Genomic DNA, 675 nt, shown 5'->3' on the forward strand with positions numbered 1-675 from the left:
GCGAGCGACGCTTCGTCTTCCACGACAAGAATGCGCATCCCGCCTCAGCCCATTTATAGCGCACCCGACGCTGAACGGCACCTGAACGGCGCGTTCAGGTTCAGTTCAGCCGCGCCTGCCTATGCTGTCTCAACGCTGGAGGACGAACACTATGACTCGTACAACGACCAAGACAGTGACCGTGACAGCGCTCGGGATGACGGTCGTTCTGGTGCTCGGAACGTTGGCGCTGGCACAGCCTGGACCCCACGGACTCGACCTCTCGGACGAGCAGCGTGATCAGATCCGCACGATCCACGATAAGCAGCGAACCGAGTGTCGCGCCCTCGTCGACAAGCTCCGGCCAGCGCGTGAGGCGCTTCAGAGCGTCGCCATAGTGGAGCCACTCGACGAGGTGCAGCTTCAGGCGCGCGCAGAGGAGCTGGCACTGGTCCAGACCGAGATCGCGGTGCTTCAGGCACGCACCCACGCCGCCATCTTCCACGTGTTGACGCCCGAGCAGCAGGAGAAAGCCAAATCGCACCAGGCGGAGCGGCAAGAGCACCACGGATACGGCGAGCACGCCTGCCATGGCGACGGACATGTACATGGCGCACACCTACACTAGGGCGCCGACGTGTACCCAGCCTCATCGTCGCGGAAGAGGAGACGCACATGGCTGACCCGCCCTCCTAC

At 63.7% G+C, this 675-nt stretch carries 1 protein-coding gene; it reads left to right on the top strand.

Annotated features, from left to right (window positions below; translation table 11 throughout):
• Positions 1–121 precede the first annotated feature (121 nt).
• Positions 122–607 carry a periplasmic heavy metal sensor gene (locus GEV06_28865; protein MPZ21854.1) on the top strand — a complete coding sequence of 162 codons (486 nt, stop codon included), beginning with the start codon at positions 122–124 and terminating at the stop codon, positions 605–607.
• Positions 608–675: the final 68 nt, after the last annotated feature.

Origin of the sequence: Luteitalea sp. (assembly GCA_009377605.1) — a bacterium.
Lineage (GTDB): Bacteria > Acidobacteriota > Vicinamibacteria > Vicinamibacterales > Vicinamibacteraceae > WHTT01.

What these genes read in the sequence shown, in the direction of transcription:
- GEV06_28865 (MPZ21854.1), top strand. Translation starts at nt 122, where the DNA reads ATGCTGTCTCAACGCTGGAGGACGAACACTATGACTCGTACAACGACC.